Raw genomic sequence first — 13,455 nt, 5'->3', positions numbered from 1 at the left:
TCGTTCCCCCGGACAGACGGGAAGACAATGACCCTCGACATCTCCAGTGCACCCATCGCCTCCGACACCACCGACCACGCACCACCGGGCCCCGGCGCCCGGACGCGCTGGGCGCAGGACCTCTCCGCCTCGCTCGTGGTGTTCCTGATCGCCGTGCCGTTCTCCCTCGGCATCGCGCTGGCCACCGGCGCCCCGCTCACCGCCGGCCTGGCCGCCGCGGCCGTGGGCGGCATCGTGGTCGGACTGTCCGGCGGCACCACGCTCATGGTCAGCGGCCCGTCGGCGGCGCTGACCGTCATCACCGCCGGGCTGATCGCCCAGTACGGCTGGCAGGCCACCTGCGCCGTCACCCTCGCCGCCGGGCTGCTCCAACTCCTGCTCGGGGTGCGCCGGGTGGCCCGGACGGCGCTCGCCGTCTCGCCCGCGATCGTGCACGGCATGCTGGCCGGGGTCGGGCTCACCATCGCCATCGCGCAGCTGCACGTCGTGCTGGGCGGTTCGCCGCAGAGCTCCGCGATCGCCAACCTCCTGGCGCTGCCAGGGCAGTTGGCCGGTCCGCACCCGAGCGCGCTGCTGATCGGCGCGGTGACCGTGGCCGTCCTGCTCGGCTGGCCCAGGCTCGGCCGACTCCCCGGCCGGGCAGGCGAGTTGGGCGCCCGCTTGGCCAAGGTGCCGGGCCCGCTGGCCGCCGTCGCCCTGGCCACCGCCCTGGCGCTCACCCTGGGCCTGCAGCTCGCCCACATCGAACTGCCCGCCTGGCAGCCGCACGCGTTCGTGCCCGCCCTGCCGCACGGCCCGGTGCTCGGCGTGATCGCCGCCGTCCTCACCGTCACCGCCGTCGCCAGCGTGGAATCGCTGCTGTCCGCCGTCGCGATCGACCGGATGTCGCGGCGCACCGGCGACCTCGACCGCGAGCTGCGCGGCCAGGGCCTCGCCAACCTGGTGAGCGGCCTGGTCGGCGGGCTGCCGATCGCCGGCGGCGCCGTGCGCAGCACCGCCAACGTGCAGGCCGGCGCGCAGACCCGGTGGTCCTCGGTGCTGCACGGCGTCTGGGTGCTGGCCGCCGCGCTGGCGCTGACCGGCGGCCTGCGCCGGATTCCGCTGGCCGCGCTCGCCGCGCTGGTGATGGTGGTCGGGCTGCAGATGGTGAGCTTCGCGCACATCCGCAACGTGCACCGGCACCGGGAGTTCCCGGTCTACCTGACCACCGTGGTCGCCGTGGTGGCCGCCGGGGTGCTCTGGGGCGTCGCGATCGGCGCCGGCACCGCGGTCCTGCTCGCGCTCTACCGGCTGACCCGCGCCCATGTGGACGTCGAGGCCGGGACGGACGGGTCGGTCACCGTCCGGACCCACGGCCCGCTCACCTTCACCGCCGTGCCCCGGCTCAGCCGGGCGCTGGCCGGCATCCCGGCGGGGGCCGGGGTCACCGTGGTCCACGACGGCTCCTTCCTGGACCACGCCGCGTACGAGACGCTGCACACCTGGCGGGCGGGCCACCAGGACGCGGGCGGCCGGGTCTCGATGGTGACCAGGCGCCAGGACGACGAGGTGCTCGACCCCGACGGCACGGTGCGCGCGGGCAGTTCGCCGGGCCCCCACCGCTGCCGGGCCTGGACGCCCTGGGTCGGCCACCACTGCATCGACCAGCAGGAGGACCCGCACGGCCGGCTGCTGGACGGCGTCCGCGGGTTCCAGCTGCACACCGCGCCGCTGATCAGGCCCGAACTCGCCCGGCTGGCACGGGAGGGGCAGACGCCCTCGCAGCTCTTCCTGACCTGCGCGGACTCGCGGATGGTGACCAGCATGATCACCAGCAGCGGTCCGGGCGACCTCTTCACCGTCCGAAACGTGGGCAACCTGGTGCCGGCCCCCTTCGAACCCGGCGCCGCCGACGACTCGGTGGCCGCCGCCGTGCAGTACGCGGTCGAGGTGCTGGAGGTTCGCTCGATCACGGTGTGCGGGCACTCCGGCTGCGGCGCGATGAAGGCCCTGCTGGACGGCGTGCACGAGCGCCCCGGGCCACCCACCCCGCTGGCCCGCTGGCTGCGCAACGGCCGCGGCTCGCTGGACCGGCTCCGGCGGGTGCCCGCCGAGTTCGCCGACCGGCCGGCGGTGGATCCGGTGGAGCAGCTCTGCATCACCAACGTGCTCCAGCAGTTGGACCAGCTGATGGCGAACCCGGCGGTGGAGCGCAGGGTCGAGGAGGGCACTCTGCGGCTGGTCGGGATGTACTTCGACTTCGCCACCGCCCAGGCCTACGTCCTGGACCGCGCCACCGGGACGTTCAGCCCGGTGGAGGCCCGACCTGACGGCGCATCGCCCGCCCCGGCGGTCGGCGCACCGGTCGGTGCTGGGACCGGCGTATCGGCCGAACGGGTGAGAAAGGACGGCCGGGTTCCGGCCGGCGACGGCAAGGAGGACCCGCTCCTGGCCGCGTGAGAGCCGGGCCCGTGTCCCCGCCGGGCGGGCCGGGGCACGGGCCCACCTGCCCCCGTACGGTCCTCCGCCTCCGCGCGGCGGACCGTACGCAACCGTACGACCATCGGTCAAAGGTCTACACCAATTCTCCGGCGCCTCTTGTCAAGTGGCCCGTTCGCCTGGTGAGCTTGTGCGCTGGGACACACGGGACGGTCGCCACGCACGCGACCACCCGAGATCATGACTCGATGAGGAGTGCGCGTTGAGCAACGAGAGCCTGGCCAACCTGCTGAGGGAGGAGCGTCGCTTCGCCCCGCCGGCAGAGCTCGCCGCAGCCGCCAACGTCACCGCGGCCGCGTACGCGCAGGCCTCCGAGGACCGCCTGGGCTTCTGGGCCGAGCAGGCCCGCCGACTCAGCTGGGCCGTCGAGCCGACCGAGACGCTCGACTGGTCCAACCCGCCCTTCGCCAAGTGGTTCGCCGACGGCAAGCTCAACGTGGCGTACAACTGCGTCGACCGCCACGTCGAGGCCGGCCTCGGCGACCGCGTCGCCATCCACTTCGAGGGCGAGCCCGGCGACAGCCGCTCGATCACCTACGCCCAGCTCAAGGACGAGGTCTCGCAGGCCGCCAACGCGCTGCTGGAGCTCGGCGTCCGCAAGGGCGACCGGGTGGCGGTCTACCTGCCGATGATCGCCGAGGCGGTCGTCGCGATCCTCGCCTGTGCCCGGATCGGCGCCACCCACTCGGTGGTCTTCGGCGGCTTCTCCGCCGACGCTGTCGCCTCCCGCATCCAGGACGCCCAGGCCAAGCTGGTCATCACCGCCGACGGCGGCTACCGCCGCGGCAAGGCCTCCGCGCTCAAGCCGGCCATCGACGAGGCGCTCACCAAGGTCGACGGCGTCGAGCACGTCCTGGTGATCCGCCGCACCGAGCAGGAGATCGCCTGGACCGAGGGCCGCGACGTCTGGTGGCACGAGATCACCGCGCGCCAGTCCACCGAGCACACCCCCGAGGCGCACGAGGCCGAGCACCCGCTGTTCATCCTCTACACCTCGGGCACCACCGGTAAGCCCAAGGGCATCCTGCACACCTCGGGCGGCTACCTCACCCAGGCCAGCTACACCCACCACGCCGTCTTCGACCTCAAGCCGGAGACCGACGTCTACTGGTGCACCGCCGACATCGGCTGGGTCACCGGCCACTCGTACATCGTCTACGGCCCGCTCTCCAACGGCGCCACCCAGGTCATCTACGAGGGCACCCCGGACACCCCGCACCAGGGCCGGTTCTGGGAGATCGTCCAGAAGTACGGCGTGACCATCCTCTACACCGCGCCGACCGCGATCCGCACCTTCATGAAGTGGGGCGACGACATCCCCGCGAAGTTCGACCTGTCCTCGCTGCGGGTGCTGGGCAGCGTGGGCGAGCCGATCAACCCGGAGGCATGGGTCTGGTACCGCGAGCACATCGGGGCCGGCAAGGCACCGATCGTGGACACCTGGTGGCAGACCGAGACCGGCGCCATCATGATCAGCCCGCTGCCGGGCGTCACCGAGACCAAGCCGGGCTCGGCCCAGCGCGCCCTGCCGGGCATCGCAGCCACCGTGGTCGACGACGAGGCCAACGAGGTCCCGAACGGCTCCGGCGGCTACCTGGTGCTCACCGAGCCGTGGCCGTCCATGCTCCGCACCATCTGGGGCGACGACCAGCGCTACATCGACACCTACTGGTCGCGCTTTGCGGGCCGCTACTTCGCCGGTGACGGCGCCAAGAAGGACGAGGACGGCGACATCTGGCTGCTCGGCCGGGTGGACGACGTCATGCTCGTCTCGGGCCACAACATCTCCACCACCGAGGTCGAGTCGGCCCTGGTCGGCCACCCGTCCGTGGCCGAGTCCGCGGTGGTCGGCGCCACCGACGCCACCACCGGGCAGGCCATCGTCGCCTTCGTGATCCTGCGCGGCGGCGCCACCGAGAGCCCCGAGCTGGTCGAGGAGCTGCGGGCGCACGTCGGCCGCACGCTCGGCCCGATCGCCAAGCCGAAGCAGATCAAGGTGGTCGGCGAGCTGCCGAAGACCCGCTCCGGCAAGATCATGCGCCGACTGCTGCGCGACATCGCCGAGGGCCGCGAGGTGGGGGACACCACCACCCTGGCCGACAGCTCCGTGATGAGCCAGATCCAGGCCCAGCTGCCGCCCACCGCCAGCAACGGCTGAGCAGGCTGAACCGGCGGCCGTGCCCCGGGCGGTGACCACCGTCCGGGGCACGGCCGTCGCGCTTTCCGGCACCGGTTGACGGGGCCGTGCGCGGTCGGCGAGGGCGGACCGGGCGCGCAGGGGCGAAGAGGGCGAAGAAGCGGGCGGCAGGCCGTTCGGGGGCGGGCGGCTGCTCCTCCGGAGTGCAGAACCGGCCCACAGGGCTTAAGTCCTTTAACAGGACGATCCGGCTGCCATCTGAACGTCCCGGTAGACTGCAAAGGACGCATCAAGATCCTCCCGCAGGAATCCGGGCGTCACAGGGCGCGCCGGGAAGTCTGGTCGGCAACTGCACCACCCGTGCATCCGTTGCCGCTCCCAGCCCCCCGAGGAGGTCCCTCGTGACCGACCAGCCGCCCGTCCAGGAGCCGACGACCCGCCGCCGGCAGTTCCTCGGCCGGCTGTCACTGCCCGAGCGGACCTTCATCACCGACGCCCTGCGCACCGAGACGGTCGGCGGCGTCCTGCTGCTGGCCGCCGCCGTGATCGCGCTGATCTGGGCCAACGTCTGGCCGCACGCCTACCAGAGCATGCTCGACTACACCGTCGGCCCCTCCGCCCCGCTGCACCTCGACCTGTCCCTCGCCTCCTGGGCCAAGGACGGGCTGCTGACGATCTTCTTCTTCGTCGCCGGGATCGAGCTCAAGCGCGAGTTCGTGGCGGGCGAGCTGCGCACACCGAGCGCCGCTCTGCTGCCCGTCGTCGCCGCCGTCTGCGGCGTCGCGCTGCCCGCGATCCTGTTCGCCCTGGTGAACTCCGGCAGCGGCGGGCACCCCGGCGGCTGGGCGATCCCGACCGCCACCGACATCGCCTTCGCACTCGGCGTGCTCGCCGTGGTCGGCAGCCACCTGCCCTCCGCGCTGCGCGCCTTCCTGCTGACCCTGGCCGTCGTCGACGACCTGATCGCGATCCTGATCATCGCGGTCTTCTACAGCTCCGGCATCAAGTTCTGGGCGCTCGGGCTGGCCTTCGCCGGGCTGGTGCTGTTCTGGTTCCTGCACCGGCGCGGGGTGCACGGCTGGTACCTGTTCGTGCCGCTGGCCGTGGTGACCTGGGCACTGATGCACGAGAGCGGCATCCACGCCACGGTGGCCGGCGTCGCGATGGGCCTGATGCTGCGCTGCCACCGGGAGGGCGACGAGCAGCACTCCCCCGGCGAGCACATCGAGCACCTGGCCCGTCCGCTCTCGGCCGGACTGGCCGTCCCGGTCTTCGCGCTGTTCTCGGCCGGGGTGGCCGTCTCCGGCCCCGCGCTGCGCGAGGTGTTCACCCAGGCCACCCCGATCGGCATCGTGGTCGGCCTGCTCGTCGGCAAGTCCGTAGGCATATTCGGCGGTACCTGGCTGACCGCCCGGTTCACCAGGGCCGAGCTGAACCCTCGGCTCAAGTGGGCCGACCTGGTGGCCGTCTCGGTGCTCGCGGGCATCGGCTTCACCGTCTCGCTGCTGATCAGCGAGCTGGCCTTCCCGGACGACCCGGCACTCGCCGAACGCGCCAAGACCGCCGTCCTGGTCGGCTCACTGCTCTGCGCGACGATCGCCACCGTGCTGCTGAAGCTGCGCAACCGGCACTACCGCGCGCTGTGCGAGGAGGAGGACCGGGACCTGGACGGGGACGGGATCCCCGACGTCTACCAGCAGGACGACCCGGTCTGGCGGGCCCGGGTCTCCGGCGCCGCGCGACCGCTGCCCGACGGGGCCGCCGGGGAGGTCGGGGACGCCGGGAGCCCCGGCGGCCGCGGCCGTACCGGGCCGGGACGCTGACGGCCCCTCCGGCCGGACCCGCGCCAAGAGCCGGCTTCGTGCCCGGAGACGGCCGCGCGCCAGGACCCCGAGGAGGGCTCCCCGGCCCCGGGCGACCCCCGACCCCCTTCCGAGAGCCTCCGGAGGCCGTCCGTGGCCGGGACACGTCCCTCCGGCGGGGCCCCGGAGTGGTGTCCGACTGACCGGTAGGGGCATGATTCTGAGCTGTCGACAATCCACTGACGCCTCCGGACCCCCCACCGGCCCCGGAACCGCACACCGCGGCGGCGTCACGCCGCACAGCCGCAGAGGAGAACCGCTGATGCCCGCAGGAGCCGCAGACCCGTCCAGCAACGGCCGGGCGCCCTACGAGGGCGAGCGTTCGGTGGGGCAGCTGTTCGCGGCGGCCACCGCCGACCTGTCCGCACTGGTCCACGACGAGATCGCGCTCGCCAAGGCCGAGATCCGGGCGGACGTCAAGCGCGGCGTGTCCGGCGGTGTCTCGCTGGCGGTCGCCGGTGTGGTGGCGCTCTTCTCCATCCCGATGCTGAGCGCCGCGGCGGCCTTCGGCATCCACGCGCTGGGCCTGTCGCTGGGCTGGTCCTTCCTGATCGTGGCCGGTGCCTACCTGGTGCTCGCGGTGCTGCTCGGGCTGCTGGCGTTCCGCTCGTTCAAGAAGATCGAGAAGCCCGTCCGCACCATCGAGGGCGCCCAGAAGACCGCCGACGTGCTGAAGAACGCCCGGCCCCGCCCGGCCACCAAGGAGGAGATCGACCGGGCCCTGGGCCGCATCCCGTAACCGGCCGGCGGCCCGGGCCGGGCGAGCGCCCGGACCCGCCGACAGTGAGTGCCGGGCACGTGTCCGGCGCACGGATGTGACACGCTCTCGGTATGCCGCTTGACCAGAAGCCCGTGCCCGCGCAGCCGTCCGCCGTTTCCGGCCCCGCCTCCGGCCCCGACGCCGAAGCGCCCGACGCGGCGGCCACGGCGGCCACGGGGGCCGCTGCGGCCGCGGAGCCGTGGAGCATCCGGCAGGCCGGCCCGTGGACGCACCGCGACCTGGCGGCCAACGGCGCCCGCTTCCACATCGCGGAGCTGGGCTCGGGTCCACTGGTGCTGCTGGTGCACGGCTGGCCGGAGTACTGGTGGGCCTGGCGCCACCAGCTGACCGCGCTCGCCGAGGCCGGATACCGGGCGGTGGCACTGGACCTGCGGGGCATCGGCGGCAGCGACCGCACCCCGCGCGGCTACGACCCGGGCAACCTCGCGCTGGACATCACCGGGGTGATCCGCTCGCTCGGGGAGCGCCGGGCGCACCTGGTCGGGCACGCCTCGGGCGGCACCCTGGCCTGGGTGGCGGCGGTGATGCGCCCGTCCGTGATCCAGAGCCTGACGGTGGTCTCCGCCGCGCACCCGCGGGACCTGCGCCGGGCGCTGCTGACCGACCGGCACCAGTTCGCCGCCTTCGAGCACGTGCTGGGCTTCCAGCGCCCGTGGATACCGGAACGCCGTCTGGTGGCCGACGACGCCGAACTGGTCGGCCGCTACCTGACCTCCTGGACCGGCCCGAACGGCCTGGACGAGGCCGCGGTGCACGCGTACCGGCAGGCGATCCAGATCCCCAGCACGGCGCACTGCTCGATCGAGCCTTACCGCTGGCTGCTGCGGTCGTTGGCCCGGCCGGACGGCATCCAGTTCGCCCGGCGGATGAAGAAGCCGATCACCGCGCCGACCCTGCACGTCCAGGGCGCGGCGGACCCGGTGCTGCTGTCGCGCACCGCGCTCGGCGGCGGTGAGTACGTGGCGGCGCCGTACCGCTGGCGGCTGATGCCGGAGGTCGGGCACTTCCCGCACGAGGAGGCGCCGGAGGAGTTCACGGCCGAGCTGCTGGACTGGGTCGGCCTTCACAAGGAGTGACGCGGGGTGGGCCGGCGGCGGAACGGAACGACGGGTCTGCAGACCCAACTCCCCTGATGTTGCGTTCATATGACAAACGCATAGGCCATGTTCGGGGAGACTGGGCGGTTACTCCCACCGGCCCAGGGGCATCCATACCGGTATGAGTTGGATGCCCGATCGCGGCGTCGCCCCGCGCGGCCGACGCCGGAACAGCCCGCAGCGCTCCGTCCACCGCCCCGACCGGGCGGACGACCTCGGCTTCGACGGCCTCGACCCCCGGCAGCGCGCGGAACGGCGACAGCTCGGCATCCCGCACATCCTCGGCCGGCGCGCCCGCTGGGTGGGCGCACGACTGCGGCGCGAGACCTGAGGCCCCGCGCCGCGGTCGTCGGACGGTGAAGGTCGGACGGTGAAGGTCAGTTGGTGATCGGCGACAGTGCGGTGAACCAGAGCAGCACGAAGGTCGCCACCGACATGATCGGCACCAGCACCTTGGTCTCCACGCTGTTGCCGCTGCGCTTGATCAGCACGATCTCGTAGCGCTCCTTGTGCGGCCAGAGCAGCGGCGCGCCCTTCTTCGTCAGGCAGTCGCCGAGCAGGTGCGCCAGCGTGCCCAGCCCCACCGCGTACGGCAGCCAGCCCGGCGCGTTGGGCATCCAGGTGTTCATCCCGAAGGTGCCGAGCGCGGCCAGGCCCATGACGGTGATCCACGCCTCCGGTCCGTTGCTCGGCGGGCAGAGCCGCAGCGCGCGGATGGCGAGTGCCAGCAGGACGAAGGTCAGCGCCAGCGTGAAGTTGCGGCCCAGGAAGGTGACGCCCGCCCAGGTGCCGCCGCCCATCAGGGCGACGAACAGCAGCGAGTGGGTGGCGTGCCGGTGGCCTCCGGAGGCCCAAGCCACGAAGCGGCAGAGCAGCTTGGAGACCGGGCCCAGGAAGTTGGCGATCGAGCCGTCGTGGTGGTCGAGGTCCGGCAGCAGCGCCGCGCCCGCGCACAGCACCGTGCCCATCAGGATGTCCGCCGGCTGCAGCGTGGTGTGCAGCAGCAGCGGGGGCAGGAAGGGGGCCGACGCCGCGTACAGCATCGCCCCGCTCACCGCGTGCGAATGACCCATCATCGGACTGCCACGACCTCCCCGTGAAGCCCACTCCGGGACGGCGCCCGGTTGAGCCGAACGGGTGAGCGCGGCCGAGGCTACCAGGGCCGGCTGACGGCACGACGGATGTCGGACAGAGCGTTTCCGGCCGAGGTGTCGGCGGGCGGAGGCGGGGCGGTTCCGGCCGAGGTGTCGGCGAGCGGGGACGGGGCGGTTCCGGCCGAGGTGTCGGCGAGCGGGGACGGGGCGGTTCCGGCCGAGGTGTCGGCGAGCGGGGACGGGGCGGTTCCGGTCAGAGCGCGCAACCCTGGGTGTCCACCCGGGCGGTCGCGGCGCCGCCCTGCTGGACGTCCTCGCGCACCTCGGCCGCGGTCAGCACGTACCCGGTGTCGGCGCTGTCCAGCGACTTGGCGAACACCACGCCGTACACCTGGCCGTCCGGGGTGAGCAGCGGGCCGCCGCTGTTGCCCTGGCGGACCACCGAGCGCACCGAGTAGACGTCGCGCATCACCTGGCCGCGATGGTAGATGTCCGGGCCGTTGGCCTGGATCCGACCGCGGATGCGGGCCGGCTGGACGTTGAAGGCGCCGTTCTCCGGGAAGCCGGCCACGATCGCGCTGTCGTTGGTCTTCGCCTCGCCCGCGAAGGTCAGCGCGGGCGCGTTCAGCTTGGGCACGTCCAGGACGGCGATGTCGCGCTGCCAGTCGTAGCGGACCACCGTGGCGTCGTACAGCTGGCCGACGCCGCCGATCTGCACGGTCGGCTCGTTGACCCCGCCGACCACGTGGGCGTTGGTCATCACCCGGTGCGGGGCGAAGACGAAGCCGCTGCCCTCCAGGGTCTTGCCGCAGGAGGTCGCCGTGCCGACCACCTTGACCAGGCTCTGCCGGGCCCGCGCCACCGCCGGGCTGGCGGCCAGCGCCGGGTCCGGGGTGTCGACCTGGGTGATCGGCTCGTGCTCGAAGGGGTTGAAGACCTGCGGGAAGCCGTTGCGGGCGAGCACCTTGGAGAAGTCCGAGAACCAGTTCGGGGCGTCGGAGGGCAGCGCGTTCTGCACCCCGCCCAGGATCGCCGAGGAACGGACCTGCTTGGAGACCGTCGGCAGCGAGGCCCCGGCGAGCGCCGAGCCGATCAGCCAGGCCACCAGCAGCATCGAGACCACGTTCACCACCGCGCCGCCCGAGGCGTCCAGTACCCGGGCCGGGCGACGGTCGATGTGGCCGCGCAGCTTCCAGCCGAAGTGCGCGGTGATCGCCTGGCCGACCGCGGCCAGGACGATCACCACCACCACGGCCACCACCGAGGCCGTCGTACCGGGGCTGAGGTGGTCGAGCAGCAGCGGCAGCAGCTCGACGGCCAGCAGCCCGCCGCCGAGGAAGCCGACCAGCGACAGGACCCCGACCACGAAGCCCTGCCGGTAGCCCGACACGGCGAATCCCACGGCGGCGAGGATCAGCAGGACATCCAGGACGTTCACTCCGACACCCTCCCACGGCCCGCGAGCCGGATGCGCCGACGGCCGTTCACACGGTGCCGGCGTCGCCGCCCGGCAGCACCCGGGAGTGTTCGAGGTCGCCCTGGACGAGGGCGAGCGCCTCGTCCGAGAGGTCGACGATCCGGGACGGATCCCAGGGCACCTCCAGGCCGCTGTGGTGCAGCACCCGGTCGATCACCCCGGCGGTGAAACCCCAGACCAGCCGTCCGGCGACCGCGAAGGCCGGGCCGACGTGGCCGGACGGATGGCGCAGCCGCACCCGGTTCGCCGGGTCGGCCAGATCGGCGATCGGCACCCGGAACACCGCGCCGGTCTCGCCCGCGTCCACCGGGCGCACCGGCGACTCCTCGCGCCACCAGCCGAGCACCGGGGTCACCACGAAGCGGCTGACCGGGATGTACAGCCGGGGCAGCGCCGCGAACACCTGCACCCCGGCCGGGTCCAGGCCGGTCTCCTCCCAGGCCTCGCGCAGCGCCGCCGCGATCGGGCCCGGGCCGTCCGGGTCGCCGTCCTCCGGATCCAGCGCACCGCCCGGGAAGGACGGCTGGCCGGCGTGCGAACGCAGCGAACGGGCCCGCTCGATCAGCAGCAGGTCCGGGCCCTCCGGGCCCTCGCCGAACAGCATCAGCACCGCCGCCGCGCGGCCGCCGTCGGGCGGCGGCAGGAAGCGGCTCAGCTGCTCCGGCAGCACCCGCTCGGCCGCCACCCGGACCGGCTCCAGCCAGGTCGGCAGGTCGTCCCGCTCGATGACCCGCTCGCTCATGCGCCCACCGCCAGGTCCGCGACCTGCCCGTGGTGGGCGGCGGCGTCGGCACGGGCGGCCGCCTCGCCGGGGAAGTCCGCCGGCGGCTTCAGCCGCTGGCCGGGCTGTCCGCCCATTTCGTACTTGAGCAGCTTGCGGGCCTGCTCCGGGTCGGTCACGCCCTCGCCGTAGGCGGGGCAGAGCGGCGCGATCGGGCAGGCGCCGCAGGCGGGCTTCTGGGAGTGGCAGATCCGGCGGCCGTGGAAGACCACGCGGTGCGAGAGCATCGTCCACTCCGACTTCGGGAAGATCTCGGCGACGGCCGCCTCGACCTTCACCGGGTCCTCCTCGGCCGTCCAGCCGAACCGCCGGGCCAGTCGGCCGAAGTGGGTGTCGACCGTGATGCCGGGGACGCCGAAGGCGTTGCCCAGGACGACGTTGGCGGTCTTGCGGCCGACGCCGGGCAGGGTCACCAGGTCGGCCAGACGGCCCGGGACCTCGCCGCCGAACTCGTCGCGCAGCGCGACCGAGAGGCCGATCAGCGCCTTCGCCTTGTTCCGGAAGAAGCCGGTCGGGCGGATGATCTCCTCCAGCTCCTCCGGGTTCGCCGCCGCCATGTCCTCCGGCGTCGGGTACGCGGCGAACAGCGCCGGGGTGGTCTGGTTCACCCGCAGGTCGGTGGTCTGCGCCGACAGCACGGTGGCCACCAGCAGTTGGAAGGGGTTCTCGAAGTCCAGCTCCGGGTGCGCGTACGGGTACAGCTCCGCCAACTCGCGGTTGATCCTCCGGGCCCGACGCACCATCGCCAGGTGCGACTCGGGCTTCCTCGGCCGCACGGCGGGCCTGCTCGCCGGCTTCTCCGCTGCCGCCTTCTTCGCCGCCGGCTTCTTCACCGCCGCCTTCGTCACCGCCGGCATCTTCACCGCCGGCTCGGCCTTCGGCGCCGCCGCTTTCCGGACCTTGCTCTCTGCCATGCACGAAGGCTACGCCGACGGGCGGGCGGCTCGGGAGTGATCACGTACGGAAAGTGGTTCTGGCCAGGGCGTGTTGTCCGATGGCGGGGCGGCGAAGCAGTCGACCGACGCCCTCGGCCGGGGCGACCGACCTCAAGGTCACTAGTCTTCCGACGAACCGACGAACCGACGAACGAATGGCGAGGACGCATGGACACGGAATTCAAGGACATTCCCACCACCACCCTGGCCGATGTCCTGGGCCGCGACCGGGTCATGGACATCGGCATGCGCCCGCTCTGGGCCGGGATGCCCCGGGTGGCCGGACCGGCCTTCACCGTGCAGTGCCCGCCCGGCGACAACCTGATGCTGCACGCGGCGATCCACCGGGCCGAGCCCGGATCGGTGATCGTGGTCGAGTCCGGCGACCTCGACTACGCGCTGGCCGGCGGCAACGTGTGTGCCGTGGCGCAGCGCCGGGGCGTGGCGGCCTTCGTGGCCGACGGCCTGATCCGCGACCTCGGCGAGGTGCGGGAGCTGGGTTTCCCGGTCGTCGCCCGCGGGGTGATCCCGATCCCCGGGGCGAAGGACGCGCTGGGCACGCACGGCGCCGAGGTGCGCTGCGGCGGTGTGCGGGTCGCGCCCGGCGACGTCGTGGTGGCCGACGAGGAGGGCGTGGTGGTGGTGCCCGCCGCCGACCGGGAGCGGGTCCTGGCGGCGGCCCGGGCGAAGCTGGCCAAGGAGGCCGGCGAGACCCTGGACGACTGGGAGGCCGCGCACCGCGCCCGGATCGACCGGGCCCTCGCCGAGCTGGGCTTCCAGGACTGACCGGCGCGCCGCTGCGCCCCGGGACCG

The 13,455-nt window shown here is 73.3% G+C and carries 12 protein-coding genes; 7 read left to right on the top strand and 5 right to left on the bottom strand.

Annotation, left to right across the window (positions count from 1 at the left end):
* Nucleotides 1-27: 27 nt before the first annotated feature.
* From CRP52_RS16890 to CRP52_RS16865, 6 genes are all read left to right on the top strand, one after another.
* Nucleotides 28-2,439 (top strand): SulP family inorganic anion transporter, encoded by a 2,412-nt coding sequence (locus CRP52_RS16890; protein WP_097237155.1) that lies wholly within the window; start codon nucleotides 28-30, stop codon nucleotides 2,437-2,439.
* Nucleotides 2,440-2,680: 241 nt separating this feature from the next.
* On the top strand, nucleotides 2,681-4,636 hold the full coding sequence (acs, locus tag CRP52_RS16885; protein ID WP_097237154.1) for an acetate--CoA ligase: 1,956 nt from the start codon (nucleotides 2,681-2,683) through the stop codon (nucleotides 4,634-4,636).
* A gap of 380 nt (nucleotides 4,637-5,016) precedes the next feature.
* On the top strand, nucleotides 5,017-6,438 hold the full coding sequence (gene nhaA, locus CRP52_RS16880) for a Na+/H+ antiporter NhaA (protein WP_097237153.1): 1,422 nt from the start codon (nucleotides 5,017-5,019) through the stop codon (nucleotides 6,436-6,438).
* A gap of 301 nt (nucleotides 6,439-6,739) precedes the next feature.
* The gene (locus CRP52_RS16875) at nucleotides 6,740-7,216 is read left to right on the top strand and encodes a phage holin family protein (protein ID WP_097237152.1); all 477 of its coding nucleotides are present in this window, start codon (nucleotides 6,740-6,742) and stop codon (nucleotides 7,214-7,216) included.
* A gap of 92 nt (nucleotides 7,217-7,308) precedes the next feature.
* Entirely contained in the window at nucleotides 7,309-8,334 is a 1,026-nt protein-coding gene (locus CRP52_RS16870) for an alpha/beta fold hydrolase (protein ID WP_097237151.1), read from the top strand.
* A gap of 151 nt (nucleotides 8,335-8,485) precedes the next feature.
* Nucleotides 8,486-8,686 carry a hypothetical protein gene (locus tag CRP52_RS16865; protein WP_097237150.1) on the top strand — a complete coding sequence of 67 codons (201 nt, stop codon included), beginning with the start codon at nucleotides 8,486-8,488 and terminating at the stop codon, nucleotides 8,684-8,686.
* A gap of 46 nt (nucleotides 8,687-8,732) precedes the next feature.
* Here CRP52_RS16865 and CRP52_RS16860 read toward each other — a convergent pair whose 3' ends face one another.
* From CRP52_RS16860 to nth, 5 genes are all read right to left on the bottom strand, one after another.
* On the bottom strand, nucleotides 8,733-9,431 hold the full coding sequence (locus tag CRP52_RS16860) for a metal-dependent hydrolase (RefSeq protein WP_179852823.1): 699 nt from the start codon (nucleotides 9,429-9,431) through the stop codon (nucleotides 8,733-8,735).
* A 77-nt stretch (nucleotides 9,432-9,508) separates the two neighbouring features.
* A complete protein-coding gene (locus CRP52_RS38300; protein ID WP_179852822.1) occupies nucleotides 9,509-9,715 on the bottom strand; it encodes a hypothetical protein in 207 nt (68 codons plus the stop codon).
* Entirely contained in the window at nucleotides 9,703-10,887 is a 1,185-nt protein-coding gene (locus CRP52_RS16850; protein WP_097237149.1) for a MarP family serine protease, read from the bottom strand. The genes CRP52_RS38300 and CRP52_RS16850 overlap by 13 nt, the downstream gene beginning before the upstream one ends.
* Before the next feature lie 46 nt (nucleotides 10,888-10,933).
* A complete protein-coding gene (locus CRP52_RS16845) occupies nucleotides 10,934-11,668 on the bottom strand; it encodes an NUDIX hydrolase (RefSeq protein WP_097237148.1) in 735 nt (244 codons plus the stop codon).
* Nucleotides 11,665-12,564 (bottom strand): endonuclease III, encoded by a 900-nt coding sequence (gene nth, locus CRP52_RS16840; protein WP_373560560.1) that lies wholly within the window; start codon nucleotides 12,562-12,564, stop codon nucleotides 11,665-11,667. Before nth ends, CRP52_RS16845 begins: the two co-directional genes overlap by 4 nt.
* Before the next feature lie 246 nt (nucleotides 12,565-12,810).
* On the opposite strand from nth, the gene CRP52_RS16835 reads away from it, so the two are divergent.
* Nucleotides 12,811-13,428 carry an RraA family protein gene (locus CRP52_RS16835; RefSeq protein ID WP_097237146.1) on the top strand — a complete coding sequence of 206 codons (618 nt, stop codon included), beginning with the start codon at nucleotides 12,811-12,813 and terminating at the stop codon, nucleotides 13,426-13,428.
* Nucleotides 13,429-13,455 lie beyond the last annotated feature (27 nt).

Origin of the sequence: Streptomyces sp. 1331.2, from assembly GCF_900199205.1 — a bacterium.
GTDB lineage: Bacteria > Actinomycetota > Actinomycetes > Streptomycetales > Streptomycetaceae > Kitasatospora.
This window is presented reverse-complemented; position numbering and strand designations above follow the sequence as displayed.

Bases quoted from the DNA above. Each gene is read 5' to 3' on its own strand.
- CRP52_RS16865 (WP_097237150.1), top strand. From the start codon at position 8,486: ATGCCCGATCGCGGCGTCGCCCCGCGCGGCCGACGCCGGAACAGCCCG.
- CRP52_RS16875 (WP_097237152.1), top strand. From the start codon at position 6,740: ATGCCCGCAGGAGCCGCAGACCCGTCCAGCAACGGCCGGGCGCCCTAC.
- CRP52_RS16870 (WP_097237151.1), top strand. From the start codon at position 7,309: ATGCCGCTTGACCAGAAGCCCGTGCCCGCGCAGCCGTCCGCCGTTTCC.
- nth (WP_373560560.1), bottom strand. From the start codon at position 12,564: ATGCCGGCGGTGACGAAGGCGGCGGTGAAGAAGCCGGCGGCGAAGAAG.
- CRP52_RS16845 (WP_097237148.1), bottom strand. From the start codon at position 11,668: ATGAGCGAGCGGGTCATCGAGCGGGACGACCTGCCGACCTGGCTGGAG.
- CRP52_RS16890 (WP_097237155.1), top strand. From the start codon at position 28: ATGACCCTCGACATCTCCAGTGCACCCATCGCCTCCGACACCACCGAC.
- CRP52_RS16835 (WP_097237146.1), top strand. From the start codon at position 12,811: ATGGACACGGAATTCAAGGACATTCCCACCACCACCCTGGCCGATGTC.
- CRP52_RS16860 (WP_179852823.1), bottom strand. From the start codon at position 9,431: ATGATGGGTCATTCGCACGCGGTGAGCGGGGCGATGCTGTACGCGGCG.